26 protein-coding genes are annotated in these 25,926 nt (G+C 35.6%); 16 read left to right on the top strand and 10 right to left on the bottom strand.

The genetic code is table 11. The features are described from left to right. Positions 1-44 precede the first annotated feature (44 nt). Both DPQ89_RS02810 and DPQ89_RS02805 read left to right on the top strand, forming a co-directional pair. Positions 45-704, top strand: a complete 660-nt coding sequence (locus DPQ89_RS02810) for an LPS assembly lipoprotein LptE (protein ID WP_127714960.1) — start codon at positions 45-47, stop codon at positions 702-704. After that, positions 694-1,650 carry a hypothetical protein gene (locus DPQ89_RS02805; protein ID WP_127714958.1) on the top strand — a complete coding sequence of 319 codons (957 nt, stop codon included), beginning with the start codon at positions 694-696 and terminating at the stop codon, positions 1,648-1,650. Before DPQ89_RS02810 ends, DPQ89_RS02805 begins: the two co-directional genes overlap by 11 nt. 68 nt (positions 1,651-1,718) lie before the next feature. Here DPQ89_RS02805 and rpsT read toward each other — a convergent pair whose 3' ends face one another. Then, positions 1,719-1,979, bottom strand: coding sequence for a 30S ribosomal protein S20 (gene rpsT / locus DPQ89_RS02800; RefSeq protein WP_127714956.1), 261 nt, complete (start codon positions 1,977-1,979; stop codon positions 1,719-1,721). A 250-nt stretch (positions 1,980-2,229) separates the two neighbouring features. On the opposite strand from rpsT, the gene DPQ89_RS02795 reads away from it, so the two are divergent. The 4 genes from DPQ89_RS02795 (at position 2,230) to DPQ89_RS18585 (ending at position 6,148) form a co-directional block, all read left to right on the top strand. Further along, positions 2,230-3,081, top strand: coding sequence for a 3-hydroxybutyryl-CoA dehydrogenase (locus DPQ89_RS02795; protein WP_127714954.1), 852 nt, complete (start codon positions 2,230-2,232; stop codon positions 3,079-3,081). After that, positions 3,071-3,865 carry an enoyl-CoA hydratase/isomerase family protein gene (locus DPQ89_RS02790; protein WP_127714951.1) on the top strand — a complete coding sequence of 265 codons (795 nt, stop codon included), beginning with the start codon at positions 3,071-3,073 and terminating at the stop codon, positions 3,863-3,865. The genes DPQ89_RS02795 and DPQ89_RS02790 overlap by 11 nt, the downstream gene beginning before the upstream one ends. Positions 3,866-3,878: 13 nt before the next feature. Next, positions 3,879-5,018, top strand: coding sequence for an acyl-CoA dehydrogenase (locus DPQ89_RS02785; RefSeq protein ID WP_127714949.1), 1,140 nt, complete (start codon positions 3,879-3,881; stop codon positions 5,016-5,018). Between the two features lie 137 nt (positions 5,019-5,155). Continuing rightward, a complete protein-coding gene (locus DPQ89_RS18585; RefSeq protein WP_206611128.1) occupies positions 5,156-6,148 on the top strand; it encodes a hypothetical protein in 993 nt (330 codons plus the stop codon). A gap of 48 nt (positions 6,149-6,196) precedes the next feature. On the opposite strand, the gene DPQ89_RS02775 is transcribed toward DPQ89_RS18585, so the two are convergent. After that, the gene (locus DPQ89_RS02775; protein ID WP_127714947.1) at positions 6,197-6,637 is read right to left on the bottom strand and encodes a hypothetical protein; all 441 of its coding nucleotides are present in this window, start codon (positions 6,635-6,637) and stop codon (positions 6,197-6,199) included. Between the two features lie 66 nt (positions 6,638-6,703). Between DPQ89_RS02775 and DPQ89_RS02770 the strand changes: the two genes are divergently transcribed. The 3 genes from DPQ89_RS02770 (at position 6,704) to DPQ89_RS02760 (ending at position 9,357) form a co-directional block, all read left to right on the top strand. Further along, complete coding sequence (locus tag DPQ89_RS02770; protein WP_127714945.1) at positions 6,704-7,042, top strand: hypothetical protein; 339 nt, start codon at positions 6,704-6,706, stop codon at positions 7,040-7,042. A 75-nt stretch (positions 7,043-7,117) separates the two neighbouring features. Continuing rightward, positions 7,118-8,281, top strand: coding sequence for a thiolase family protein (locus DPQ89_RS02765; RefSeq protein ID WP_127714943.1), 1,164 nt, complete (start codon positions 7,118-7,120; stop codon positions 8,279-8,281). Between the two features lie 20 nt (positions 8,282-8,301). After that, positions 8,302-9,357 (top strand): Crp/Fnr family transcriptional regulator, encoded by a 1,056-nt coding sequence (locus tag DPQ89_RS02760; RefSeq protein ID WP_127714941.1) that lies wholly within the window; start codon positions 8,302-8,304, stop codon positions 9,355-9,357. Position 9,358: 1 nt separating this feature from the next. On the opposite strand, the gene DPQ89_RS02755 is transcribed toward DPQ89_RS02760, so the two are convergent. Further along, a complete protein-coding gene (locus DPQ89_RS02755) occupies positions 9,359-10,810 on the bottom strand; it encodes a hypothetical protein (protein ID WP_127714939.1) in 1,452 nt (483 codons plus the stop codon). 164 nt (positions 10,811-10,974) lie between these two features. On the opposite strand from DPQ89_RS02755, the gene DPQ89_RS02750 reads away from it, so the two are divergent. From DPQ89_RS02750 to DPQ89_RS02735, 4 genes are all read left to right on the top strand, one after another. After that, positions 10,975-11,739, top strand: a complete 765-nt coding sequence (locus tag DPQ89_RS02750; RefSeq protein ID WP_127714937.1) for a GYF domain-containing protein — start codon at positions 10,975-10,977, stop codon at positions 11,737-11,739. Then, a complete protein-coding gene (locus DPQ89_RS02745) occupies positions 11,696-12,613 on the top strand; it encodes an alpha/beta fold hydrolase (protein WP_164848227.1) in 918 nt (305 codons plus the stop codon). Before DPQ89_RS02750 ends, DPQ89_RS02745 begins: the two co-directional genes overlap by 44 nt. A 7-nt stretch (positions 12,614-12,620) precedes the next feature. Continuing rightward, complete coding sequence (locus DPQ89_RS02740; protein WP_127714933.1) at positions 12,621-13,139, top strand: hypothetical protein; 519 nt, start codon at positions 12,621-12,623, stop codon at positions 13,137-13,139. Between the two features lie 153 nt (positions 13,140-13,292). Beyond that, positions 13,293-15,356 carry a serine/threonine-protein kinase gene (locus DPQ89_RS02735; protein ID WP_127714931.1) on the top strand — a complete coding sequence of 688 codons (2,064 nt, stop codon included), beginning with the start codon at positions 13,293-13,295 and terminating at the stop codon, positions 15,354-15,356. 25 nt (positions 15,357-15,381) lie between these two features. Here DPQ89_RS02735 and DPQ89_RS02730 read toward each other — a convergent pair whose 3' ends face one another. The 6 genes from DPQ89_RS02730 to DPQ89_RS02705 all read right to left on the bottom strand — a co-directional run bounded on the left by DPQ89_RS02730 (position 15,382) and on the right by DPQ89_RS02705 (position 22,397). After that, a complete protein-coding gene (locus DPQ89_RS02730; protein WP_127714929.1) occupies positions 15,382-16,248 on the bottom strand; it encodes a pyruvate, water dikinase regulatory protein in 867 nt (288 codons plus the stop codon). 17 nt (positions 16,249-16,265) lie between these two features. Further along, entirely contained in the window at positions 16,266-17,234 is a 969-nt protein-coding gene (gene miaA, locus DPQ89_RS02725; protein WP_127714927.1) for a tRNA (adenosine(37)-N6)-dimethylallyltransferase MiaA, read from the bottom strand. After that, entirely contained in the window at positions 17,231-18,976 is a 1,746-nt protein-coding gene (gene mutL / locus DPQ89_RS02720; protein WP_127714925.1) for a DNA mismatch repair endonuclease MutL, read from the bottom strand. The genes miaA and mutL overlap by 4 nt, the downstream gene beginning before the upstream one ends. Further along, positions 18,973-19,884: a GGDEF domain-containing protein gene (locus DPQ89_RS02715; protein WP_127714923.1), complete on the bottom strand. Its 912-nt coding sequence runs from the start codon at positions 19,882-19,884 to the stop codon at positions 18,973-18,975. The genes mutL and DPQ89_RS02715 overlap by 4 nt, the downstream gene beginning before the upstream one ends. 117 nt (positions 19,885-20,001) lie before the next feature. Next, entirely contained in the window at positions 20,002-21,264 is a 1,263-nt protein-coding gene (locus DPQ89_RS02710) for a glucose-6-phosphate isomerase (RefSeq protein WP_127714921.1), read from the bottom strand. Beyond that, positions 21,261-22,397, bottom strand: a complete 1,137-nt coding sequence (locus DPQ89_RS02705) for an acyl-CoA dehydrogenase family protein (RefSeq protein ID WP_127714919.1) — start codon at positions 22,395-22,397, stop codon at positions 21,261-21,263. The genes DPQ89_RS02710 and DPQ89_RS02705 overlap by 4 nt, the downstream gene beginning before the upstream one ends. 216 nt (positions 22,398-22,613) lie before the next feature. On the opposite strand from DPQ89_RS02705, the gene DPQ89_RS02700 reads away from it, so the two are divergent. Next, on the top strand, positions 22,614-23,348 hold the full coding sequence (locus DPQ89_RS02700) for an ABC transporter substrate-binding protein (RefSeq protein ID WP_127714917.1): 735 nt from the start codon (positions 22,614-22,616) through the stop codon (positions 23,346-23,348). 42 nt (positions 23,349-23,390) lie between these two features. Here DPQ89_RS02700 and DPQ89_RS02695 read toward each other — a convergent pair whose 3' ends face one another. Next, complete coding sequence (locus DPQ89_RS02695; RefSeq protein ID WP_127714915.1) at positions 23,391-24,530, bottom strand: acyl-CoA dehydrogenase family protein; 1,140 nt, start codon at positions 24,528-24,530, stop codon at positions 23,391-23,393. Positions 24,531-24,695: 165 nt separating this feature from the next. Here DPQ89_RS02695 and DPQ89_RS02690 point away from each other — a divergent pair, with 165 nt between their 5' ends. Next, positions 24,696-25,316: a 2OG-Fe(II) oxygenase gene (locus DPQ89_RS02690; protein WP_127714913.1), complete on the top strand. Its 621-nt coding sequence runs from the start codon at positions 24,696-24,698 to the stop codon at positions 25,314-25,316. Between the two features lie 54 nt (positions 25,317-25,370). Then, a complete protein-coding gene (locus DPQ89_RS02685) occupies positions 25,371-25,925 on the top strand; it encodes a hypothetical protein (protein ID WP_127714911.1) in 555 nt (184 codons plus the stop codon). The last annotated feature ends 1 nt before the right edge of the window (position 25,926 follow it).

Raw genomic sequence — 25,926 nt, 5'->3', positions numbered from 1 at the left:
AGTGAATTGGCAACTTTGTTTCCACAATGGTAGAAATATAGTCTATGAAATATTTCTTTTATATTGTTTTCATATTTCTAAGTTCTTGTTCAGGATATAATTTTCATTATCAAGAAAATCCTTTTGCAAGTCATGGAATTAAGACTGTTGCCATTCCTGCGTTCTTGAACAAATCTTTGGTACCAAATATCAGTGCTTTAATGACCGAAAGAATATCTACTGTTTTCTCTCAAGAAACCCCTATTAAAATTTACAGTGGAAATAGTGATAGGGCCGATGCGACTTTGATTGGTATAATTACTTCTAGTGATAGGAGAAATGATTTTTATAAAACTGATACAACGACACTTATTGGTAAAGAATTTAGTCCTGAGCTTTCTAAACGTAGAGAGTTCTATGCACCTAGTGTAACTAGTTATGAACTTACTTTGAGTTTGATACTTATTAAAAGGCCTACTCAGGAAGACCTTAAGCTGATAGATAGTGATTATAAAAAGTATCTAGATAAGCATCCAAGAGTGATATTCTCGACGTCACAAACACTCTCAGGCTCTTACACAAGAGTTCTTAATCCTAGTGATTCCCCCGATGGAGGAGGAGCAGTTAACTCGACTAAAAATAAAGAAGTTTTTAATAAGTCTCTTGACTCTTTGGCCACAGATGCTGCTACTAATTTTAAGGAGACTGTCCTAAATGCCTTCTAGCAAATGGTTTCCGTGGGACTTTTTAAAGTCTCATCCACACACTATAGATTTTAATAAAAAAGGCTTCTATGCCATACAATTTTGTGATGAATTTGTTTCTCATATTTTAATGGAGAGATTGCCAAGTGAACTTACTGATAGTGGAAACTTTTTTAAAGTAAGTGCGGCTGATTTAACTCCTGATTGGTTCGAGGAGAAGTTTCAGACAATGTCTCTCTTTGCTCAAAATGAGAGTTACTTAGTGATTGAGTCCCAAAACTTACCAGCAAAAACGAAGACATGGCTAGAAGAAAACCCTCTCTCTCTAGACGATCAGTTTCTCATTTTTTCTTTTCCAGGTACTTCTAAGGTCTATGATTCATTTGCAAAGAAGATTAATGGAGAGTTCATAAAAATAGAGGCCCCAAGGTTTTGGGAGAACCTCTTACATCTTGAGTTTATTTGTGCTCACTTTAATTTATCTCTTCCAATGAATGTTAAAAACTATCTCATTCAATCTTTAGAGAATACAAGTTATGAGTTCTTTCAGGCCGCTAGTCTACTAAACCTATACTTTCCTGGTGGTGCCAATATTCAGTTGGAATATGTACAAAAGTTAATAAGACCAAATAAGTTAGATCACTTTAGTTTGGCCTCTTCTTTTGGCTCAAAGAATAAATCTAGATTTTATAAAGTATTAACGGCGAGTGAATTAGACTTCGATCAGTTGCGTTCTCTTTTTTTCTTTATGCAGAATCATCTCTTTAAGTTAATGGATCCAAGCTACTGTGATGGTAAGAGTAGACTAAGTAAGTATGATAAAGAAATATTGTCTCACTCCAAAGCGTGGAGCGCTAGTGAGCTTCAAAAAGAAATGCATATATTTGGAGAACTTGAGTTGGCAGCAAAGTCTAAGAGCCCACTTCTTAAAAATAGATTAAGGCTAGAATACCTATCATCATTTTAAAAAAGAGCTCAAACCAAAAAAGGAACCAGCAAGGTTCCTTAAATGTAACTTAAATTTAAGTCTATAGACTAAAGCTTGTTGATTTGCTGAGCAAGTCTCGAAGTTTGTCTTGCAGCTGTATTAGCTTTGATAACACCGTGCTTAGAAAGTCTAGCTAGTAACTTTTGAGTAGTAGCTAAAAGCCCTGTAGCAGAAGCTTTATCGTTAGATTCGATAGCTGAACGAATAGCTTTTAAAGCAGTTCTTGTTGTAGTCTTTCTGATTGTGTTTCTCTCGTTTCTTACGATAGATTGTCTAGCTCTTTTCTTTGCAGATTTGTGGTTTGCCACAAGTCACTCCTTGGTATCAAAATATTCTATATTTGATGTGATACAACTTAATGCACTTCATTAATAATCTTCACAGAACATAGTTTTTAAAACATGTTTGGCCTCTTGGCAAGGGAAAACTATGGCATTGTCCATTGCTTGATAGAATTCAGTAACTTATATCGAATTTCAAACACTTATGAGTTTGTGAAATGGTGCTATTAAGCGTATGATCGGGTGGATTTTTTCATACTTTTTCAAAGGATTCTAAATGACCGATATTAAAACAATTGGTGTTGTAGGCGCTGGCCAAATGGGCAGAGGTATTGCTCAAGTAGCTGCAATGAGTGGATATGAAGTATTTGTTTTCGATATTTCTAAAGAGGGGCTTGATTTTGGTCTTCAATTTATTGATAAACAATTAGGTAGAGGCGTAGAAAAGGGAAAGTGGGACCAAGCATTTGTTGACTCTACTAAATCAAACCTGACAGGTATTACTGATATGGCGAAGCTTAATACTTGCGATCTTATTATCGAAGCAGCCACAGAAAATAAGAAAATTAAATTTGAAATCTTTAAGCAATTAGATGAAGTTGCTAAGCCCGGAGCAATTCTAGCTTCAAATACTTCCTCTATATCAATAACTGAAATAGCTGCAGTTACTAAAAGACCTGAAGCTGTTGCTGGAATGCACTTTATGAACCCTGTTCCTGTTATGAAGTTAGTTGAGACCATCACGGGGCTTGAAACAAGTGAAGCTACAATTAGCGCAGTAGAAGCTGCATCTGAAAAAATGGGGAAGACCGTTGTTCGCGCTGACGACGTTGCAGGATTCGCTGTTAATAGAATCTTGATGCCGATGATAAATGAAGCTTTTTATACTCTATATGAAGGTGTTGCTGACGCTAAAGGTATCGACAATGCGATGAAGCTAGGTTGTAACCAGCCAATGGGACCACTTGAGTTAGCGGACTTTATAGGGCTTGATACTTGTTTGGCGATTATGGAAGTTCTTCACGAAGGTTTGGGCGATACAAAGTATAGAGCTTGTCCATTATTAAAGAAATATGTCACGGCCGGAAGATTTGGGCGAAAAGTAGGTAAAGGTGTCTATGAATACTAAATTTGAAACAATCACTTTTGAAGTAAAGGACGGATTTGGCGTCCTTACGATTAATAGAGAGAAGAGCTTGAACGCCCTTAACAGTCTTGTTCATATTGAACTTAGAGATTGTCTATCTGTTTTGAAAGATAATGATTTAAAGTTAAGAGGAATGATTTTAACTGGAGCTGGCGAGAAGGCTTTTATCGCTGGAGCAGATATTGTTGAAATGAGTGAGATGACTTCAGATGAGGCCTATGACTTTGCAACTTTAGGTCAAGAAAATACCCTTTTAATGGAAGAGCTACCTTTTCCAATAATTGCATGTGTTAACGGTTTTGCTCTAGGTGGTGGTTGTGAAATGGCCATGAGTTGTGATTTTATTTATGCGACTGAAAGCGCGGTCTTTGGTCAGCCAGAAGTTAAACTAGGGCTTATTCCTGGCTTTGGTGGGACTCAACGATTATCCAAACTTATCGGCAGAGCACGTGCCAAAGAAGTTATGTACACAGGACGAAATATTTTAATAGATGAAGCTAAAGAAGTTGGTCTTGTTGTTAAGGTTTTTAAAACTAAAGAAGAAATGATTTCTGGTGCTATGGAGACTTTAAAAAAGATTTCTTTTAATTCTCCACTTGCAGTTGGACTCGCTAAACATGTAATGAATGCTGGAAATGATTTAACCAATGTTGAAGGTCTTGAAATAGAGGCCCGTCAATTTGGTGAAATATTTGGTTCTGAAGATATGAAAGAGGGAACCACTGCATTTGTTGAAAAAAGAAAACCAGTTTTTACAGGTAAATAATTAAGGAGATTATATGTTACTAAGCGATTATCAAGAAATTAGAGATATGGTTTCTAAATTTGCTGATTCAGAAGTAGCTCCGCTTGCTGCTGATATTGATAAGAATGAAAAAATTCCGGAGTCCATTGTTAAGCAACTTGGAGAAAATGGATTATTAGGTTCTTATGTTCCTGAGCAATATGGTGGAGCAGGTATGGACTATACTGCTTACTCAATTATTGTTGAAGAAATTTCTAGAGCATGTGCTTCAACTGGGGTTCTAATCTCTGCGCATACTTCTTTATGTGTCTATCCAATTTTAAATTTTGGAAATGAAGATCAAAAAATGAAATATCTTCCAAAGCTAGCGAGTGGAGAACATATAGGTTGTTTCTGTTTGTCTGAGCCCAATGCAGGTACAGATGCGGGATCTCTAACAACATATGCAGAAGATAAAGGAGACTATTATGAGATCTCTGGAACTAAGAACTTTATTACCAATGGTAAAGAAGCGAATATCGCAGTAGTTTTTGCTAAAACTTCTAAGACTGATAACTATAAGGGAATATCTGCTTTTATCGTTGAAACTGATTCGAAAGGTTTTGAAGTTATGAAGTGTGAAGATAAGCTAGGTATTAAAGGGTCTTCTACAGCTCAAATTGCTCTAGATAAAGTAAGAGTGCCTAAGGAAAATCTACTTGGTGAATATGAGAAAGGATTTAAAATTGCCATGAACACTCTAGATGGTGGTCGTATTGGGATTGCTTCTCAGGCCTTAGGGATATCTCAAGCAGCGTTTAATTACGCGTTAAAATATTCTAATGAAAGAGTTCAGTTTGGAAAACCTCTACATGCTCTTCAGGCGATTCAATTTATGTTGGCTGATATGAGTACTAAAATTGCTGCTTCGCGACTTCTCATATGGGAAGCCTCAAGACGTAAAGACAATAATGAGTCATACTCACTTCAATCTGCACACGCAAAGCTATTTGCAGCAGAATCGGCAATGTGGATAACAACTAAAGCAATCCAAGTATGTGGAGGTAATGGATATACTAAGGAATATCCAGTTGAGAGGTTTTTTAGAGACGCTAAGATTACAGAAATCTATGAAGGGACTAGTGAGATTCAAAGAGTTGTTATTGCGGCGAATGAGCTCAAAGAAATTCAGTAAAGCTTGCTGAATATTGGCAATAATGATACGAATTAAGATAGTTTAAGCTCGTTCAAATCTAGCCCTGTTTGTTGCAGGGCTTCTATTGTATAAATTGGGACAGTAATTTGTTTAAAAAGATATTGGAGAACATTGGTATGGCCAAGAAAAAGACGGCAAAGAAAGTTGCAAAAAAAGTAACAAAGAAAGCACCTGCGAAGAAAGCCGCTAAGAAAAAAGTTGCTAAGAAGACGGCCAAGAAGGCAGCGAAGAAAGTTACTAAAAAAGTGGCGAAGAAAGCTCCAGCAAAAAAAGCAGCAAAGAAAGTAGCTAAGAAGGCGGCAAAGAAAGTCGCTAAGAAAGTTGCGAAAAAGGTTGCGAAAAAGGTTGCAAAGAAAACAGCAAAGAAAACAGCAAAGAAAGTTGCTAAGAAAGTTGCAAAGAAGGCACCTGCTAAAAAAGTGGCGAAGAAAGCTCCTGCTAAAAAAGTAGCAAAGAAAGCTCCGGCCAAGAAAGTTGCAAAAAAAGCTCCTGCTAAGAAAGTAGAAGAGAAGAAAGTTTCTAAGAAGAAGGCTTCTAAGAAAGAAGCTAGTCCAGTTGTTGAAAATGATGGACAACTAGATCTTATCGAAGAAGTAAAGAAAGTTGAAAAAACTAAGAAGTCTAAAAAGCCTTCTCAAGATGAGTTAGATGATGCTAAGGACTCTCTTACAGAAGAGATCGTTGCTCTAAGCTCTGAACACTCTTTAAATGATATCTTTGCTGCAATTCAATCTATTGAATTCTTCACAGATGGTTCAGATGAATGTTTAGAGAGAAATTGTGATAACCCATCTTCTACTTCAGGTTACTGTCGTTTCCATTATATTAAAAATTGGAAAGATATTAAGAGAAGAGAGTCAATCCTTGAAGAAGGAAAGCTTCAGTTATTCATTGAGGAACTTGTAGAGAAATATCCAGCCAAATACTTGGAATCAATCTTAGAAGATCTAGTAGATGAGAAAACATTTTTTAGTGTTCTTAAGGACCTTGGAATTGACGCTGAAGAGTCTGATTTTGATGGGAATGATGACGAAGAGGGTGATGATCAAGATGTTGTTTTCCAAACTACAAAAGGTGGTGGCGGAAAAAGCTATCTCAATGACGATTAATTAAAAGATAATAAAGGCCTTACTTATGTGAGGCCTTTTTTTTTGATACTATTGAAGCTTTAAAAGTTTGTCGGCCGCTAGGTGGAGGGCCACATTCTCTCTAGAGATTTTGTAAAAGAACTTATGTCCTTTAAACTCAGTTTCTAGCCACTCTGCTTGAAAGTCACTCCAATCAGGGGTTGAGAAATAAATATCGTAAAACGCACCAATTGAGTCAACTAAATCGTCGAGCATTTTTTCTGGTTTTGTCGATGGATCTAGATCTTTTGAAATAAAATAAGTTACTGGAGTAATGCGATCATTTTCTGGGTTTATTAGACTAGTGATGAAAACAAATTCACTCGGGTATGTTGATCCGTAAACTTCAAAGACTTTTCCAACCTCTTTACAGTTACTTTGGTAGACTTCATTAAGAAGAGTTTCAACTTTCTTTGTCCATTCTTCTGGCAGGGCGATTGCTTCACAATCATGTTCTTTTCTCGATAGCATTTATTACCTCTTTGAACCTTTAGTAATGGAGATTTACACTATATAGAGGAAAGGAGCAAGTTATCTATGCGAAGCTTACTAATAGGAAATAAGAGAATAAAAGTAATTATTCATCAGAAATTAGAACCTGAAGATTCTTGGGATGAGTGTTGTTTTGAATTCAAAGAATTATCCAAAGGTGAACTTTCTCTATCTAGGCCTATAGACTCGAAGGTCTTTGATAAACTAGGTTATATAGATATCTATTTTTACATTGCAGGTAAATGGAAACAATTTAGAATTGATGATTTTGAGCCAATCTATGAGATAAATGGGCAAGACTTTATAAGAAAAATGTCCTTCGTAATTCCTGCAGATAAAGAATCTAATTTTGAAACCAATTTTCGCATTGCGAGATGTTGTTAAGACGCTGTAAGTCCTTACTAATTCTGCCCAATATGCTTTAATATCTTTAAAATTTATCATTTTAAAGGAGACTATATGTCAGTTTATATTCTATCGGGAGCGAGAACTCCAAGCGGAAGTTTTCTAGGTTCATTATCAAGCGTTTCGGCACCAAGACTTGGAGCCGCTGCAATTTCAGGGGCCTTACAGAAAGCAAATATTGATGCTTCTAAAGTTGAAGAAGTATTCATGGGAAATGTTGTTCAGGCAGGTGTTGGACAGGCGCCAGCAAGGCAGGCCGCTCTTTTTGCAGAACTTCCTCAAAGTGCACAGGCCACAACAGTAAATAAGGTTTGCGGCTCAGGACTTAAGACGATTATTATGGGCGCTCAGTCTATTATGAGTGAAGATAATTCAGTTGTTGTTGCGGGTGGAATGGAAAATATGTCACAAGCTCCGCACTTAATCATGAACTCTAGAACTGGAGTGTCAAAATTTGGTGCAGCTGAAATGAAAGACTCTATGCAATGGGATGGTCTTTGGGATGTTTATTCTGATAGACCAATGGGGAACTGTGCAGAAGAATGCGTGACAAAGTTTGGTTTTACTAGAGAAGAGCAAGATGCATTTTCAATTGAATCTTTTAAAAGAGCACAGAACTCTATCAAGGAAGGAATTTTTAAAGAAGAAATAGTACCTGTCACAATTAAGGGAAGAAAGGGAGATACTACCGTTTCTGAAGATGAAGGACCAATGAAGGCAAACTTCGATAAAATTCCTACACTCAGACCTGCCTTTGATAAGAATGGAACTATTACAGCAGCAAATGCATCGACTATTAATGACGGAGCTGCTGCAGTTGTACTGGCCGGAGAAGAGTACAAAGATCAAGCAAAGTTTAAAATTGTATCTTGGGGGTCACATGCTCAAGATCCAACTTGGTTTACTACGGCCCCTGCGGAAGCGATGAAAAAATCACTAGCTAAAGCTAATCTAAATATTACTGATATCGATCTTTTTGAAATTAATGAAGCCTTTGCTGTAGTTACGATGGCAGCAATTAAAGAGTTTAATCTTGACCATTCTAAAGTGAATATCTTTGGTGGTGGTGTAAGTTTAGGTCATCCAATAGGATGCTCTGGAACAAGAATTGTAGTAACATTAATGAATGCAATGGAAAGAAAAAAATCTAAGTATGGAATGGCCGCTATTTGTATTGGTGGTGGAGAAGCACTTAGCTTAATTATTGAAAGAATATAAAGTTTATAAGAGAGAGTTTTATGAGTACGACAGCAGGGAAGCAGGTCGCTAAGAAATCAGGAATGAGAGTTTTTAAACCAGGTGAACAACTGTTTAATCAGAACGATCATGCTGACTCTCTCTTTATAATTCAAAAAGGACAAATTCGTCTCTACATTCCTAAGGGGCGAGGATTTGTCGATCTCGCAATTCTAAGGGCCGGAGAGGTTATTGGTGAAATGGGCTACTTTGATGAGAAGGCCCAAAGAAGAAGTTGCTCTGCTGCTGCACTTGTAACGACAGAGGTTATCGAAATTTCTTATAATGCTTTTGGAAAAACTATGGAGGGATTAAACCCATGGTTTAAAACAATCATTAACACTCTTGCAGATAGATTAAGAAAGACAAATGCTAAAGTTAAAGAACTTGAGTCTAACTCTGTAGGTAGAGGAACAGATGGTAAAGTCGGAGAGTATGTTTTCTTTCATACTCCAGATGTAACAAGGTTTCTTTCAATGTTCTATCTTGTTATGAAAACACATGCGGAGCTAAAAGAATCTAAAATGGAGATTCATCTAAGTAAGCTCAAGTTTTATATGTTTGATATTTTCAATTTAGCAGAAGTAAAATTTGAAGAATTTTTAAGAATGTGTGTTGAGAATAGTTTTGTAGAACTTGCAAATGATCCTGATGGCTTTCCAAAGCTAATTAGAGTTGCAAATATTGATCAGTTTAGACAAATGGTTGTCTTCTTTAATACTCAGAGAATTACTGAAGATTCGAAGAAGATCATCATTTCATCTAGATGCGAAAAGCTTCTAGGTGCAATCCTTAATCAATTTGCATTGGCGGGAGTAGATAAAGAAAAGTGGCAAGCGGATATCTCTGCGATTTTAGAAGACTTCGCCTCTAAGAATATTAGAGTATCTGATGAAGATATTAGGGACGCTGTTAATTGTGGATTCTGTGAAGATATTTTAGTTGATAATGGTAAGCTGACTTCAGTTATTCATTACTCTAAGCTTAAAAAAGTTTACCCTTCTATTCGCATGATGAATGCTGTTAAAAGAGTAAACGAAACAAAGTCATCTCATTAATTTAATTTCCTGAGGTGTTAAATCGAACATTACAGCTCTGACTATTACTATATACAGAGTCAGAGTCTAGCCTAACAAAGTAGCCACTTTGATAATTTCCAGGTGTCTTTGCAGAGAAATCACTAGGCGAGTTTATTTTAATATTCTTATTAGAAGAATACTTAGGATTTCCTCCACCGTCTTTCTCAAGAGTCCATTTACTATTAGATAAAAGGTTTCCATCTATATAAACTTCTATAGAACTCTCTAGAGGCTTACTAGGAAGATGGCAGTAGCCATAGTAATCTTTAGGGGCTTGATATGTCACACTTAAACAACTTGGAAAAGTTACTTCTGCATCTCCACTAAGCTGTATCATATGCCCTGTATAAGGTTCACCAGCAGATGGATAGTATCTTGTATTTTGATTGGTTCTTTTTCCAATATAGCTGAACCCATTAGTTCCGCCTTCTGGTATTTGCGTACCATTATCTCTGGTAACGACAATAGTACTTGAATCTAGCTCAACCTCGTTCCCTGCAACAGGCCAATAGTTATATTTGTGCTTAACAACTTGATCAGCTATCACACTATTAACTTGGTCAAAGATGTTGGCATAGTTTCCATTACAAATGTCAGTATAGTCTGTTTGTACATAACCTTGATTGGAAGCTATGTTTTGAGACATTGTTCTATAGACTTTGTTGGCCTCAAAATATGATTGGCAACCATATGAAGGAGCAATAGATAAAAATCTCATCATTGATGAATTTAGAGTAGGTGCACCTGAGCAATTAGAGCTATACATTGACTGAGAGTTTCTAAGGGAACTTCCCGAGTAATTTCCTTTTATACAAAGTAGATCGTGAGAAATAGCGTTTGCATATGAAATTTTTTGAGAGTTTGTCGCTCCATAATTTCCGCTAACAAAGGAGTTATCATCTTCATTAGACATTAGGATGATGACAGTATAAGCGTTCTGTCTGAAGACTCCATTTGAGATATTCGTTCTTAGTAGGTCTCTTGCTCTCTTTGCCCCTGATTCTGAATTTCCTGAAACAGAAGGGAATGATGATATTACTGATGATGCATTATCTTTAGATACGACAGTTGTTCCACTTGGCATTAATCCTGATCTTGAAAAGAAATAGGTATTTGAGTTACCACTTCCAATTAAAGGGGCCATGAGAACCTGATAATCAAATCGATCTGAAATATAGTTAATGGTATTACTTAGTGCATTCTTTGTGCTATTTGAGATGAAACGCGTCGAGGTTGAATTGTCCCAAATAAAAAGTAAATCTACTGGTGGTCTAATCAAAGTATAGTCAGAGCAAATTGAAGTGTTGCCAGTTTGAATAGGATTTGTGGAAATTTGAGAGTTTTGTTTTCCTACACCAAATTGCTCTGCACCACATGAAACGAGTAGTAGTGATACGAGAAACAAAGTCCACTTATTCATTTTTCTTAGCATATAAACCTCAAAACTAATATTTTACTTTAAGTTAATCGGTGAGTAAGGGGGAAAACTTGAGTGATTACATACAGCTTAGTGGTAACTAGGGAAAATTTTTAGCGTATATGTCCACATTTCAACAGGTTAAAATAGAAAGAAAAAGAATAGATATGGAGATGTAAATGACCAGTTGGTATTATGTAGAAGGCAAGGATAGAGTGGGTCCAGTTGATGAGCAGGAGCTCTCGAACCTACTTGAAAGTGGGACACTTGACTCCGAAAGTTACATATGGACAAAAGGTTTTGATAATTGGAAGAAATTTTTTGAGGTTGAAGAATTATCTCACTTATTAAGTTCTGAAAGTGATGAAGAGGAACTTCCTCCTACGCAAATGAATTGGGAATCAATTTCAAAGAATGAGAAGATATTCTTAATCAAGGTAGGAATTGATAGAGGATCAGAAGAGGTTGAATATGGTCCGTATTCTCTAAGTGAATTATCACAAGCATTTAATGAAAAGAGAATAAATGAGAAAACTCTTCTCTTCGTTCCAGGAAGAATGGATGAGTGGATTTTCTTAGCTGATATGCCAATTTATGAAAGCGTATTCAATACTCTTCCTCCAGTTATTGATGAAATAAATAGAAGAAAGAATAATAGAAAACCTTTCGTTGCTAGAATGTTCTTTCATGACGAACAATTTCTGTTTGAAGGTGTATGTCGTGATATTTCCATTGGTGGGTTGCAGATTTTGGTTCCTCAGTTTCCTGGAAAGGTTGGAGATGAGGTTTCTATGAATGTTCACCCTGACAATTCTGATTATTCATTTACTGCCAAAGGGGAAATTGTAAGACTCCTCGAAGGCGGGCAAGGCTTCTCATTACGTTTTCTTGATCTTAGCAGTGAAGCAAAGAAGTCCATCGAAAGCTATGTTACCCGAAGCTAGTAAGAATCTAGCTCATTTAGATATAAACTCTTATACTGTTGAATCCTCAACTGGTAACGAGAGTATTTATATAAAAGAATGGAAGTCTAAGCTTCAGACAAAAGTGGAACAACACTTTATTATACTACATGATATCTGTGATCACCATGGCCGATATGAACCCCTTGCGAGTGGACTTTGGGAATTATTCTCAGGAAAAATTCATATTACTTTTATGGACTTTAAAGGACATGGATTAAGTTCAGGTAGTCGCTCATATATCAAAAATATAGATGAGTACGTAGAAGATCTAAATAATTTAATTGAAAATGATGATAATTACCATTTAAAGAAAACCATCATTGGGCAAGGGCTAGGAGGTCTTGTTGCTCTTTCATATATTGAAGCTCATGAAGATAGGATTAAGGATCGTATAAAAGGTGTTATTTTAAGTAATCCACTGCTTTTTCTAAATCTTGAACTCCATCAGCTAAAAGATCGTGCTTTAAAATCTATTAATAAGTATGCTGGAAAAATGAGATTCCCCTACCATATTGATGGAAAAGAAATGACAAAGGATCAACAAAGGTACGAGAACTATAACTCTGACCCACTTGTTAATCACTATATGTCGATTTCTCTTGTCGAAGAAGTTATTCGTAAAAGTAGAAGTTTAATAGATTACTCATACTATTTAGATTTTCCTGTTTTAATGTTATTAAGCAAGAATGATTTCCTTGTGAACTGTGAGAAAAGCTCATTATTTCTCAAGGGAATGCCTAAGGAGCTAGCTTGTGAAAAGAACTATTCTCATTCCAGGCATGACCTCTTTAATGAGAAAGTTAGGGACAAGGTATACTTAGATATATATAATTGGGTATGTGAAACTTTTTAGGAATTTTATGAAGAATTTAGCTACTATATTTTTATCTCTTTTGTTCTTATCTTCTTGTTCTTTAACAGGAAAGAACTTCATCCAGACTGATGATTTTAAGCTATATGGTGGCGCAACAAGCGGAGATAGATGGGATGAGGCCTTAGTTTTTAAAAGAGCTTCGTGGTATTTAGAGGTTACTCTCATTTTTGATGCTCTCTATGCTGAGATCACACCCGAATCTAAATTCTATAGTTGGTTTTCTACGGCAGAAAAGGTTAGTCTTAAGAAGTGTGAGAAAAGCTTCTTAACTTTATTCTACTCTAAGAACTCTGATAGAGTTTCAAAAAATGATTTCATTGCCCAGGCCAAGAGTACTGGTTTAGATCAAATCATTGTTAATGACTTTAAGAAGGCACTAAAGCTGCACCCTCAATATATAGCAAATTCTTTTCAGTTATATGATGTATCTGTTTTTTGCAGAAGAGATAATGCTACAAAACCACTTAAGATTGAGTTTCCTAACTTTGATCCAGTGTTCTTATAAATAACTAGATGGTTTAAATGTCTGTAATTATTGATTACCGCCTATGGGGGTAGTCTATTTTTATTTAAAAAGAAAACACTCAAGATTCATTCAAATTATCCGATACTATTAACTAGAAGAATACTTAATTTCTAAACAAGCATGGAATAAGTTGTGGAAAGAGAACGTTTTGGACGATATTTAATTTTAGATCACCTAATAGATGGTGGTATGGCAAAGATTTGTCGTGCAAGGTTTTTAGGTGAGCAAGCTGATAAGGTCGTTGCAATAAAAATGGTTCAGCCACAATTTTCTAAGGATGAGAACTTTAGAATCATGTTTATGGATGAAATTAAGACGACTTTTGGACTCCTTCATCCAAATATTGTTCAAACATATGACTATGGTATGCATAAAGACCAATTGTTTGTTGCAATGGAATATTGTGATGGAAGAAATTTAAAAGAGTATCTTGATAAACTTAAAGAGAGAAAATTTGTATTTCCTGTTGAAATCTCTGTTTATATTATAACTCAAGTTTGCCAAGGTCTTCACTATTCACATACTTTGACAGACAAGCTAACGGGAAAAGATCTACAAATTATTCACAGAGATATTTCTCCTCACAATATTATGCTCACATTCGACGGTGCTATTAAAGTTATAGACTTTGGTATTGCTAAGACAGAGACAAATTCTGAAGCAACACAGGCCGGAACAATTAAAGGAAAACTTTCTTATCTTGCACCTGAGTATTTAGAGGGGCACGAATTAGATCCTCGTTATGACGAGTTCGCTGTAGGGATTACATTGTGGGAAATGTTATGTTCTAGAAAGCTATTTAAGGCGTCTAATGACTTAGCAGTTTTAAAGAAAATTCAAGAATGTAAAGTACCAGCACCATCGAGTATCAATCCTAATGTACCAAAAGAGTTAGATGAGATTGTTCTTAGGGCGCTTAGTAAAGATAGAAATAAAAGATTTGAAAACCTTGATCAATTAAATAGAGCACTTATTAAGTTTCTCTATTCAAGCTATCCTGATTTTAACTCTTCAGACTTAGGCTTTTTTGCAAAAGAGTTATTTAAAGAAGAGATAAAGAAGGATAGAGAAAAACTATTTGAATTTGGTAAAATTGATTTAAAACCATATTTGGATGACTTGAAGAATGAGCAAAATGGTGGAGGAAATCAATCATCTGCCGACTCTAGCGAAGTTTCTAGTAGTTCGTCTCAATCTGACAAAGATAGAAAAGAAGAGCAAGTTCTTGATTTTGGATTCGAAGAAGAAGTTCCAGCAACAAGAACAAGAAGTAGAGTTAGAGGAACAAAAGTTAAGGCTGGAGGTACTTCAGCTGGTGTTAATATAGATGAAAAGTTTGCTCATTTAAAGGAAGGAACAAGAGAGTTAAAAGTTAATCCTGCTAGGGCCAAAAATACAGAATCAGATGAAAGTAGAAGTACTCAATCTAGAAGAGTTGATGCAACAAAAACAGTAAGACGGAAGTCAAGTGGTACTAAGACAGGAACAAGACAGGTAAAGATAAAGAAGACTAAGAGAAATCCGTTTGGCAAAGTTGCTGCTCTTCTTATATTAACTTTTACTATTGGTCTTGGTTATCAAAACCTAGATTTAGTTATGGGGATCGCTGGAATTGAGCTAGAAAAGCCAAAAGAAATAGTAAATAGAGTTCCATCCTCCAATGAGACAAGTTCACGTGAAAATAAGATGGCTCAAGTTATAGGAACTAAGAAGGGAGAAGTCTCTTTAGTATTAAAAGGTTTTGATAAGCATAAGCAAAAGGTTTTTGTTGATGGGAAAATGGTTAAGGTCGATTTTTTAAATGCTATTAAAGTTACTGAAGGTGAAACTCATTGGATTCGGGTCGAGACTAGTGGTAAAAAGCATTTTATAAAAAAGGTAAATTTTGAAGGAGGCTCAACTGAGGATATCGAAGTTGAAGATACGAATTATCAAGCCTATGGATACCTGAAGATGTCGAGAAATTGTGCAAGAGGGTCAATTAGCTTTAATTTGTTTGGCGAACCAAGAGTTGAGAAGCTACCATTTAGAGGACGTAGAGGAATCCCTTTCCCTGTAGAAGCAGTAGCAGATGGAAGTGGAAGACCTACTACTCATAATATCTACTATAAAATGGAAGGTCAGAATATTGAGCGAAAACTAAGTTTTGATCTTGGTGAAGATTCAGTAATTGATTTCTGTGAGATGATTCTTTAGAAAAAATAAATGAGTAATTGTAAAATTACTCATTATCTTCATTTCTCTTGTTTTGCTTAAAAATATTATTCTTTCTCATACTAAGAAGTCTAAGGATTTCAGAAGCTGTTTCTTCAATTGCCTTTCCTGTTACATTAAATATTGGCCAACGTTTATTTTCTTTAAAAACCTCATTTGCCCATTCTAACTCTTCTATAACTTTACTCTGATCGGCATAGTCTCCTGTATGCGTACCTGCTCCAAGAGTGTCGAGTCTTTTCTTTCTAATCTCGAGTAATGCGTCGGGATCAATTGTTAAAGCAAATATCTTTCTTTGATCAATACTAAAGAGATTTTCAGGAATGACAGTTCCTTTAACTAGAGGAACATTTACAACCTTCACTCCGTGCTGACTCAGATAAACTGAAAGAGGTGTTTTTCCAGTTCTCGATATTCCAACTAAAACGACATCTGCTAGACTTAAGGTTTCAAGATTTCTTCCATCATCGTGATTTAGAGTAAACTCCATCGCTGCGACTCTGCTAAAGTATTCATCATTTACGGCATGAAGAAGACCTGGCTCTGACTTCGGCTCTTGTTCAAAGTAATTCGAAAATGCGGTTAGGGCAGGTCCTATAAGATCTAGTGCTCTTACATGTCTATTTCGTGCGACAACACCTATGTAATCTCTCAACTCACTTGTCACGATTGTATATATGATAAGATCGTGATGAATTGCAGCTTCTGTAAAAATCGCATCGACTTGATCATGAGTTCTAACGTTTTTAAATCGAGTAAAGAATACTTCTCTATTTGGAAACTGAGTCATAATTGCTCTAGAAATTGCTGTCGCAGTCTCTCCCGTTCCATCTGATATGATAATGATCTTTAGTTTTCTTGGTAAGCTACTCATATATTCCCTTTAAGTATTTAGCTTTGAATAAAAATCTGGGCATCTTCAATTATTTTAGAACGATCTAAGATAGGGTGGTAAGATTTTTTTGGAACCACTTTCTTAAAAAATGTTCTTTGAGACTTTGCAAGCTGCCTAGTTGAAATTGCCATTCTTTCAATATATTCATTCTGATCTTTAAACTCATTGTTTAAAAATTGAATTGTTTCTTTATACCCGATTGATTGTAGAGGCTTTTCATTTCCTGTAAATCCATTTGTTAATAAATCTCTAACCTCATTTATAAGTCCATCTTTAACCATTTGATGGCATCGATTCAAGATAATATTCCAATGCTCCTGTTTATCTAAGTCAAGGTATATATGGTGCAAAGAATAATTCTTAAGCCTATTTATTGAAAAGTCATAAGGAGAGTTCTCATCGTGCTTTTTCTTTTCATCACTTATAGGACAATTATTTTGAATGAAAAATTCGTAAGCTCTAATATTTCTATAATGGTCATTTTCGTGAAGATTATTATAAGAGCTAATATCGTTCTTTTTTAAAAAATCTCTAAAAAATTGAATACCTTCTTGTTCAAATATTTTTTGAGAATCATTCCTAACTTTATCCGAGATAGGTTGACTTTCATACATACCCTTAATAAATGCCCTTAAGTAGAAAGCCGATCCACCTACAAAAATAGGGCAAATACCCTGATTCGTTAAATTCTCTAAAAGTTTATCGGCCATATTAATAAAGTCAGAAGCATTTATAGGCTCTTTTGCTGAATTCATGCCAACGAAGTGATGCTTGCAATTACCCATTTCTTCTTGAGTTGGCTTTGCTGTTCCAATACTTAATTCTTTATAAAAAACGAGGGAATCAAAATTAACAATTTCACTAAGGCAATTGTTTTCATTTAAGTGACGGCAAAGGTTTATACTGGTTGAAGTTTTTCCTGTTGCTGTAGGTCCTGAAATAAAAAATATTTTATTCTGTTTCATTTAAATAACTTCGCAAGGTTACTGGAGTCTAAAGAAACTGCTGCCTTTTGCTCTAACATATCGATTATTGAAATATTTTCGATTATGGAGAATATCGTATTTTCAGATAGGAAGAAGTTATCGAAAATTACAAGTTTAGTGGTATCAAGTAAGAAACTCTCAAAGTTATCTTCATTTAATTTAACCTTCTCACATAGTACGAGTAAATCACTGAGAACTTCTCTTACATTATATGAGTCAAAACTTGTTGGAATTGTTCTTAAAGCAAAAGTCGACTCATCCAGCTGATCAATTTCCAAGCCACAGTCTTTTAGAAAAGAGAGATTCTTCTTTATAGATAAATTTAACTCGAATGGCTCACTTATTAGTAAGGGAGTGGTCAAGCTCTCCTCATAAGGATAATTTCTCTTCCAGTCTGATATCCATTTTTGAATGAAAATCTTATATGAGTCGATAAGGTATGTTTGGTGAGCTTGATTATTTTGTAAGATTAAATAGCGTGAATCAAGACGTGTTAAAGATTGAGTACTTTGTGTTGATTTTTGATTGTGCCTATCTCCTAGATCATTAACGTTAAATACTGTTGATCGATTCGGTTTAAAATAAGAATCTGAGTGAGCTGAATACGTTTGGAATGGACTATTTGAAAACATCTGCAAGCTCTGATCTCTTTGATCTTCCTGTGAGATTAAACTCTCTTGAGTAGGCATTTGCGCAGCGTTTTCAGAAATAAACTTTTTAATACTTGCCGAAACGACAGAGAGGACAATATTTGATTTAAAGAACTTTACTTGGGTCTTATTGGGATGAACATTAACATCAACCTGGGAAGGAGGAACTTCAAGCATGACACAGTAATGGCCACTTTCACCAAATGGCCATGCTTTCTCCATATTTCTCATGATAGTCTGGTGAATCTGTCTATCAGTAAAGAGTCTCCCATTAATAAATAGGTACTGCTGCTTTCCTGCATTTCCTTTACTCGTTGCCTTGGCCGTATATCCCTTAACTTTGTGATCTTCGTACTCACCACTAAAGAAATGAAGGTCTTTGTTTGAAGCATTTTTAGGAAAAAGTATTTGTGAAATGCGCTCAGCAGACTTTGACTCGCTTACGGGGCGATAGATTTCTCTTTCTTTATCATCCCATTTTACTGAAAAGTGTACACTGGGATTTGTTAAGATGAATGCATTTACAATTCTCTTAAGAGCGTTTTTCTCACTCGTCTTAGACTTTATAAACTTTAGTCTAGCAGGAGTATTGTAAAAGAGATCTTTAATGAAGATTGAAGTACCTGACTTCTTTCCAGTTGCCTGGGTATGTGATTTTTCTTGAGCTCCGTGAATTACGATCTTTCCTCCATTTGAAAGATCATCACTAGGATACGAGACACATGTTATTCTGGAAATTGCTGCCATTGAAGCTAAAGCTTCACCTCTAAAACCATAGCTACCAAGATTATAAATATCTTCAAAACGAGAAATCTTTGATGTTGCATGTCTACAAAACGCGTAGGGTAGGTCTTCAAAGTACATTCCTTTCCCATTGTCCTCAATTGCTATGAGGTCTAGACCATTTTCAAGTAGAGTAATTTTTATTTGAGTTGAACCGGCATCAAGAGAGTTTTCGAGCAGTTCTTTAACTAAAGAGGCCGGTCTTTCTATTACTTCTCCGGCCTTGATTTGATCAATTAAATGTTCGGGCAAAAGGTTTATTTTATCAATTCTTTCACTTTGAATCATTGCGCTCGATAAAAGTTAACCTGGTTTCTTCCACCTTGTTTAGATTTGTAAACGGCTTCATCTGCTCTTTTAAAGAGGTCTGTTCCAGTTGTTACGCCTTGTCTGTAATCTGAAACTCCAATGGAAGCTGTTACAGGAAGTATTTTTCCTTCATAGTTAAAGTCATGTACTTCTACTAGTTTTCTAAGTCTCTCTGCAATTTCAAAGGATTGTTTTAAATTTGTCTTTGGTAGAAGAATTACAAATTCTTCTCCACCATACCTTGCAAAGGTATCTAAATCTCTAACACCATTATTTCGAATGAGTCCTGCCAGTTCCTTTAACACAAAGTCTCCTGCGTCGTGACCGTAGTTATCATTCAATGATTTAAAATGATCTAGATCAAAAACAATAAGAGATAGTGGGTCTCCAGTTACTTTAGACTTTTTAACTTCTAGTTCACACTTATTGTTGAAGTATGTTTTATTAAAACAACCAGTGTGTCCGTCAGTATTAGCTTCGAGACTTAACTTATCGTATGTTAATCTTTCAGGATCACCTTTAGGTAGAAACTTAAGGGCCATACTACCAAGCTTGATCATATCGCCTTTATTTAAAGTAACTTCTCCCTCTATTTTCTTATTATTTAAGAATGTTCCATTTTTTGATCCGGTGTCTTGTACTGTCCATTGGTCAGAGCCTGCATCAACTAGTTTAAAATGGTAGCGGGAGATTCCGTTAAACTCTAGAGGAATAGTGTTGTCGGCATTTCTACCGCAAGATATTTCAGGCAAGTTTAAATCGAAAAGTGTTCCATTTAAATCTCCACCTACAACAAGTAAAGCTGCTGGTTTTTGAGCAGCTTCAGTTTCTGCTGAAGCAAGTGCGGCCTTAATGTCTGTTAAAACAACTGTTGAATCATCACTCATACAAATACCTTTCTTATCATTAAAATTTTGGGATTAGTGCTAAAAACTCTATAATTTTATCCCTATCGGTTATTTAATACAATAGGTTACACTAATTACCTTTCCTGATAATAATACTCAATTTTTCTCTAGTTTTTGATAAGCGTAAACCTTACCAAGCTCAACTCCAGGTTGATCAAATGGGTTGATATTTAAATAATTCCCCATTAGTGCAGTCAATGACTCAAAGAAAATAATGAGCTCGCCCATAGAAGCTGCATCGTTTTGATCAATCTTAAAGTGTATAAAAGGTCTTCCCATTTCTTTCAAGGCCATTATTGTACCATATAACTCGGCCTTCATAAGTTCTACTAAACTGTGGTTGTTCAACTTCTTGAATGATGGAAAGTCTATAGATGAATTTAGTTTATAATCAGTATTAAAATTTTCGACTTCCAACAAAAGAAGGCACTTATCTAGAGGTCCTTCCATAAATAATTGCATTTGAGAATGTTGGTCAGTAGCACCGTATCCTGGAATAGGAGTTAGGCCTGTAAAAATCTCTTCGCCTTGAAGGTCATTTTTCTTTCCTAAGCTCTCTGCCCATAATTGAACAAACCAAAAACAAAAGTCTCTTAGCTTAGATGAGTATGGCATAAAGACAGTTTGATTAATTTCAAAATTCTTTAAGTCATAGAGGTAGGAAGCTGTGTTTAGTAGAGGGTTATTCTCTACATTTTCATCTAAGCAGTATTGACATGCTTTAGATGCCCCTTGCATTAATTGTTTAATATCAATGCCCGCAAAGAGAGCTGGAAACATACCAACTGGTGTTAAAACGCTGAATCTTCCTCCAATATTTGAAGGAATAGAAAGAGTTGGGATATCAAGTTGTTTACCTAGATCCAATAGAATACTCTTTTCTGGGTCAGTACAGAAAACAAATTTCTTACTCCATTGATCTTGGGAAAGCCCTTTTTCCTCTAACCAGTTGATAATGATACTCATGCCTGCAGTTAACTCAGCCGTACCTCCTGACTTGGAGACGAAGTAGAATAAAGCATTTTCAATATTAACTTTTTCAAGTTGATCACTGATTCTTTCTGGATCAATATTATTAATAAAAGTAAAGTTCGTCTTATTTTTAGATAATGCTGAGATAAGCATTTCTGGTCCAAGAGAACTCCCTCCAATTCCAACATGAACAAACTCTGTAATATGTGCGAATTTTTTATGAAGCTCTATTGAACTTTGAAGAAGTTCTTCATTCTTTGGTAGGTGAAAGAAGCCTGAACTTGGATCATTAATAATTTCTTTAAATGCTACAAGTTTGCTTTTTAAAAAGTCTGTAGCAAAAAGGTTTTCTTCTTTTTCAAATGGACTAACTCTTTCTATTTTCATTTCGTATACTCTTTTTTAAGACTTCTTCCAATGACCACTTTTTGAATTTGATTAGTACCTTCGACAATTTGTAGAACCTTAGCGTCTCTCATAAATCTCTCAACAGGGTATTCGCTAGTGTAGCCAACTCCACCAAGAATTTGTACTGCATCAGTAGTCACTTTCATCGCTGTATCGGTGGCCTTAAGTTTTGCCATGCATGCTACTTTTTGATTCTTATGTCCACGGTCATAATTTTTGGCAGCTTCTTCTACTAAGAGTCTTGAGCACTCAATTTCAGTTGCCATTTCTGCCATCATAAATTGTAGGCCTTGGAATTCAAAAATAGGTTGATTGAATTGTTTTCTTTCGAGGGAGTACTTTACTGCTTCATCCAGTGCTCTTTGAGCTAGACCAACGGCAATTGAGCCAATCGTTATTCTTCCTTTATCAAGAGCGGCAAGAGCAATTTTAAAACCGAAGCCTTCTTCTTTTAATAAATCTGAGTCTGAAACAAAGCAGTTCTCAAAAATGAGTTCTCTTGTTGGTGAGACTTTCCATCCCATTTTCTGTTCTTTTTTTCCGTATGAAAATCCTTGTGCTCCATCTCTGACTATGAATGCTGAAATTCCTCGATGTCCTTCTTCACCAGTTCTGGCCATAACAATATAGGTCTTTGCAATTCCTCCGGAAGAGATCCACATTTTGGTACCATTTAGTATATAACCACCTTCAACTTTTTTAGCAGTAGTTTTGAGTGCCGCTGCATCCGAACCTGAGTGAGATTCTGATAATGCAAATGCTCCAATTTCTTCACCGCTAGTTAAGCTTGGTAAATACTTCTTTTTTTGTTCTTCTGTCCCAAAATCGTTTAATATTGATTGAGACATAGTTGAAACGGAAAGAGTTACTGCATAAGAAACTGATGATTTAGCTATTTCACTAAGCACAACACATAAGTCTTCGTAACTAAGGCCAGCCCCGCCATATTCTTCAGGTAGCGTAACCCCTGCAAGACCTAATTCTCCAATTTTATTATAGATATCCATTCTAAAGTTTTCACTTTTATCATCCTCTTCCATATGAGGTTCAATAACATCTGAACAAAATCGGACGAGTTGGTTTTTTAGTTCAAGTTGTAGCTCACTTAACACTAGCTTCTCCTAAATAAATAAAATGAATAAGTTGAGCGATACTATCAAATATAGGTAGGAATTAGCAATATTGGGCCTTTAAATGCTGATCGATATGAGGTGTTGCATGGCGTTCCATTCTGGAGGGATGTAAGTTTATATTATAATTAGAATATTTGTTTGAAATTTAATGTTAAATTGATTTTGTTTCGACTTTATTTGTATTACTATTGCTGAATGAAATACATTATTTATTTTGCGCTAATTGTCTTTCAAATCAGCGCATCTGCGGAACATTTAACAGCTGCTATTTTTGATATACCTCCTTGGGGAAGCGTCGATAAAAAAACTGGGAAAATAGTGGGAATTCAGCAAGAGATTATTAAGATCATCTCTAGTGATCTTAATCTGCCAATAGATGTGAAACTACTCCCTTATAAGAGAATGATGAATTCGCTACTTGTAGGAGAGAGTGACTTTGGTGTTTTCTATAGAAATGAAGAGCGAGATGAGAAGCTAGTTCCACTAGTGCGGTGGGGAGAGTTGGATATTATTGTTTTGCCAGTAAAAAGCGTTAAGATAACTGACTATAAGTCCCTTTCAGGTCTTCAGGTTGGAGTCAGGCTTGGTGGGAAATTTAATGATAGATTTGATGCAGACTCCAAAATTACAAAAAGAAGTTGTATCAATTATTCTAAATGTATTGAGCGTTTGAAAAACGGAAGAATTGATGCAGTAATTGGAACTGCGGCCACATTATATTATGAAATTGAAGCTCAAGGACTAAGTGTTGAGCAATTTGGAACACCTTACTTTATTGGTGTTAAAGAAGATTGGTTACATTTTTCTAAGGCTTCAAAAAATAAAGCTTTGATGGAAAAATTAAAAAAGTCTGTTGAAAAGAATATTAATAATGGAAAGTTTGGAAAGGCATTTTCTAAATATCTTCCTAAGAAATGGAAGCATCAGTAGTTAGATGTACCGAGTCCATTTTCATGAACTCGGATAAGGTATTTACTTATTTAGCTCTAGAAGCTTCTTAGCGATGATCATAATCATAACTTCATTTGTTCCGGCGCCAATTTCGTTTAGCTTATTATCTCTCATCATTCTTTCTACTGGGAATTCTCTAGAGTAGCCATATCCACCGTGTAGTTGGATAGCGTCTAAAGCAATTTTTGTGGCCATTTTTGGTATTTGAAGTTTGACTTGAGCTGCAACCACTGGGCCTTTCTTTCCATCGTCATATTCTTTTGCAACAGTGTAGAGAAACCTTCTCATCATTTCTGTCTCTGTTGCCATTTCGGCAATCATCTTTTGGATCATCTGGTAGTTACCAAGACTTTTTCCGAATTGCTCTCTTTCACCAGCATATTTAATACATTGATCTACACATGCCTGTGCGATCCCTAGTGAGATTCCTGCAATAGTAATTCTCTCTAGCTCAAGATTTTTCATCATATGATAAATAGAATCACCTTCATTTCCAACAATCGAAGAAAGTGGAGCTTTACAGTTTTCAAATACTAGCTCTCCTGTTGGAGAGGCACGCATACCCATTTTATGGATTGGCTTACCAACTGAAAAACCTTCTGTTCCTTTTTCAATGATAAAAGTGGAAAGGTTCTTTCTATCTTTACCTGTTCTTGTATAGACGTAAGCAATGTCTGAGTACTGTGCATTTGTGATCCACATCTTTGTACCGTTGATTAGATAGTGGTCTTCTTTTTTCTCAGCTTTCGTTTGAATTCCCACTGCATCCGATCCGTATTCTGGCTCACTCATTCCCATACATCCAATATGTTCACCTGAGATGAGTTTTGGTAGATACTTTTCTTTTTGAGCTTCACTTGCATTATTTTGAATATTATTTACACAAAGAATTGAATGAGCAAGGTAGCTTAGAGTGGATGAAGCACAGGCCTTTCCAAACTCTTCCATAACTATAGTCGCCGCCACGGCACCCATTCCTGCGCCACCATATTTAGGATCGGCAGTTATACCTAGAACACCGAGCTGTCCCATTTTTTTAAAGGCATCAATATTAAAACTTTCATTCGTATCATGCATTTCTGCAACGGGCGCGAGCTCATTTTTAGCAAAGTCAGCGCACAGTTCTTTAATTTGTTTTTCTTCTTCAGTAAAAAACCACATAGTGGGTCCTTTTGTTTGGATTGTGAATTGAGGCGTAATTTATATCAAATTCTAAGAATGTCTGACAACTGAACAATTGGCACGTTTGATGTGGCGCGTTTTTTTGAATGAAAACAGGGCTTGTTTTATTTCTAGATCATTTTATACTAAGTAAAAGGATTTATTATGTATATTCGTTTTGTTGAAGATTTTTTAACTAAAGATCAATGTAATCAATTGATATCAAAATATAACTTAGATAAGCATTTATCTGATATTGATACTCGCAAAGTTCAAGATAGAGATAAGACAATCAGAGAATTGTACTTAAAAAGAGATGATCTTTCTCAAGATTGGTCAAATGATTTAGAGTCGCTAGATTTAAAAATCTCAACTGAAATAGAAAATTATTTGGAACCATTATTTAATTATCGAGAGGACTATAATTTTAGTCATGGCGTCTTTTGGGAGCAAAGGGTTGGTGAGTTTTCTCCTGAGCACTTTGACGCTCCTTTTGTTTATGATGGGGCAAATGATATCCATCAAAGAGATTTTCTTGTTTTACTTTATTTGAATGAAAATGAAAGTGGAGGTGAAATAATCTTTCCACTTCAAAAACAAGTTTTTAAACCTACTACAGGTTCACTAATAATTTTTCCTACGAATCAATTATTTCCACATAAAACTACGCCGCCATTAGATCAGACGAGATATTTAATGAGGTTCTCATATTTTCTAAATGTTGAAAAAATTGCTTCAGCACAAGGCTATGTGACATCGAAAACAAAATCTTCTCAACTATCATAGAAGTAGGTTGAGAGAATAAAAATTTAAGCTATACGTAATATTGGAGAAATAATAATGCCTACTGTTTTAAAAAGTATATCTATAAACTCTACAAATGGATCTGTCACAAATTGGACAACTGGTAATGATCTCGCATTATCTTCGACTAGCTCTAACTCCGTGACAGGAAGTTTTATTGCAGAGAAAGTATGGAATTCTGTTTGGAATGATGTTGCTGACTTTCAATTACTCATGGGGGATCTTGAGTACGGAAAGTGTTACGTCGATACAATAGAAGGGGCAATGATCGCGGATAAGAGATGCCAAAAGTCAGTAATTGGAATTGCTTCAGATACTTTTGGTTTTGGAGTGGGTCAAGGGCGCTATCCTAAAGAGGTTCCAATAGCCGTTGCCGGTTGGGTTCTTGCTTATGTAGATAAAGAATATGAGTGTGGAACTCCTTTAACAAATGATGAGAATGGATTCTTGACAGAAATGACTCTTGAGGAAAAGAGAGATTACCCAGAACGCATTGTTGGCATTTATAAGAAAAAAGAAATCGCTGAAAGTATTAGTTCGGAAACGGTTAGAATTGAAGTGAATAATAGACATTGGGTAAAGGTAAAATAGG

The organism is Halobacteriovorax sp. HLS, assembly GCF_004006665.1.
Lineage (GTDB): Bacteria > Bdellovibrionota > Bacteriovoracia > Bacteriovoracales > Bacteriovoracaceae > Halobacteriovorax.
The sequence above is the reverse complement of the archived record's forward strand: the minus strand, read 5'-3'. Positions and strand labels throughout refer to the sequence as shown.

What these genes read in the sequence shown, in the direction of transcription:
- DPQ89_RS02810 (WP_127714960.1), top strand. Translation starts at nt 45, where the DNA reads ATGAAATATTTCTTTTATATTGTTTTCATATTTCTAAGTTCTTGTTCA.
- DPQ89_RS02805 (WP_127714958.1), top strand. Translation starts at nt 694, where the DNA reads ATGCCTTCTAGCAAATGGTTTCCGTGGGACTTTTTAAAGTCTCATCCA.
- DPQ89_RS02795 (WP_127714954.1), top strand. Translation starts at nt 2,230, where the DNA reads ATGACCGATATTAAAACAATTGGTGTTGTAGGCGCTGGCCAAATGGGC.
- DPQ89_RS02790 (WP_127714951.1), top strand. Translation starts at nt 3,071, where the DNA reads ATGAATACTAAATTTGAAACAATCACTTTTGAAGTAAAGGACGGATTT.
- DPQ89_RS02785 (WP_127714949.1), top strand. Translation starts at nt 3,879, where the DNA reads ATGTTACTAAGCGATTATCAAGAAATTAGAGATATGGTTTCTAAATTT.
- DPQ89_RS18585 (WP_206611128.1), top strand. Translation starts at nt 5,156, where the DNA reads ATGGCCAAGAAAAAGACGGCAAAGAAAGTTGCAAAAAAAGTAACAAAG.
- DPQ89_RS02775 (WP_127714947.1), bottom strand. Translation starts at nt 6,637, where the DNA reads ATGCTATCGAGAAAAGAACATGATTGTGAAGCAATCGCCCTGCCAGAA.
- DPQ89_RS02770 (WP_127714945.1), top strand. Translation starts at nt 6,704, where the DNA reads ATGCGAAGCTTACTAATAGGAAATAAGAGAATAAAAGTAATTATTCAT.
- DPQ89_RS02765 (WP_127714943.1), top strand. Translation starts at nt 7,118, where the DNA reads ATGTCAGTTTATATTCTATCGGGAGCGAGAACTCCAAGCGGAAGTTTT.
- DPQ89_RS02760 (WP_127714941.1), top strand. Translation starts at nt 8,302, where the DNA reads ATGAGTACGACAGCAGGGAAGCAGGTCGCTAAGAAATCAGGAATGAGA.
- DPQ89_RS02755 (WP_127714939.1), bottom strand. Translation starts at nt 10,810, where the DNA reads ATGCTAAGAAAAATGAATAAGTGGACTTTGTTTCTCGTATCACTACTA.
- DPQ89_RS02750 (WP_127714937.1), top strand. Translation starts at nt 10,975, where the DNA reads ATGACCAGTTGGTATTATGTAGAAGGCAAGGATAGAGTGGGTCCAGTT.
- DPQ89_RS02740 (WP_127714933.1), top strand. Translation starts at nt 12,621, where the DNA reads ATGAAGAATTTAGCTACTATATTTTTATCTCTTTTGTTCTTATCTTCT.
- DPQ89_RS02730 (WP_127714929.1), bottom strand. Translation starts at nt 16,248, where the DNA reads ATGAGTAGCTTACCAAGAAAACTAAAGATCATTATCATATCAGATGGA.
- miaA (WP_127714927.1), bottom strand. Translation starts at nt 17,234, where the DNA reads ATGAAACAGAATAAAATATTTTTTATTTCAGGACCTACAGCAACAGGA.
- mutL (WP_127714925.1), bottom strand. Translation starts at nt 18,976, where the DNA reads ATGATTCAAAGTGAAAGAATTGATAAAATAAACCTTTTGCCCGAACAT.
- DPQ89_RS02715 (WP_127714923.1), bottom strand. Translation starts at nt 19,884, where the DNA reads ATGAGTGATGATTCAACAGTTGTTTTAACAGACATTAAGGCCGCACTT.
- DPQ89_RS02710 (WP_127714921.1), bottom strand. Translation starts at nt 21,264, where the DNA reads ATGAAAATAGAAAGAGTTAGTCCATTTGAAAAAGAAGAAAACCTTTTT.
- DPQ89_RS02700 (WP_127714917.1), top strand. Translation starts at nt 22,614, where the DNA reads ATGAAATACATTATTTATTTTGCGCTAATTGTCTTTCAAATCAGCGCA.
- DPQ89_RS02695 (WP_127714915.1), bottom strand. Translation starts at nt 24,530, where the DNA reads ATGTGGTTTTTTACTGAAGAAGAAAAACAAATTAAAGAACTGTGCGCT.
- DPQ89_RS02690 (WP_127714913.1), top strand. Translation starts at nt 24,696, where the DNA reads ATGTATATTCGTTTTGTTGAAGATTTTTTAACTAAAGATCAATGTAAT.
- DPQ89_RS02685 (WP_127714911.1), top strand. Translation starts at nt 25,371, where the DNA reads ATGCCTACTGTTTTAAAAAGTATATCTATAAACTCTACAAATGGATCT.